We start from the raw sequence: 214 nt of genomic DNA, 5'->3' as shown, positions 1-214 counted from the left end.
CGAAGCGGTTCGGCGTCTGATCTATACTACCAATGCCATCGAAGGATTTAACCGTCAGCTCCGAAAAGTCACGAAATCCAAAACGGTATTTCCTTCTGATGACAGTCTTCTGAAAATGCTGTATCTGGCCATGATGGATATCACAAAAAAATGGACTGGACACCGGCAGGATTGGGGGCAGATCCATTCGCAGCTGGAGATATTTTTCGAAGAA

The 214-nt window shown here is 45.8% G+C and carries 1 protein-coding gene; it reads left to right on the top strand.

The annotated features are described in order from the left end of the window. The coding region (locus H6A20_RS13420; protein WP_204907565.1) for a transposase at positions 1-214 on the top strand (214 nt) is incomplete at both ends.

The sequence above is a fragment of the Mordavella massiliensis genome (assembly GCF_016901695.1).
GTDB lineage: Bacteria > Bacillota > Clostridia > Lachnospirales > Lachnospiraceae > Claveliimonas > Claveliimonas massiliensis_A.
Note: the sequence above shows the minus strand (reverse complement) of the source record. Positions and strands in the feature narration are given on the sequence as shown.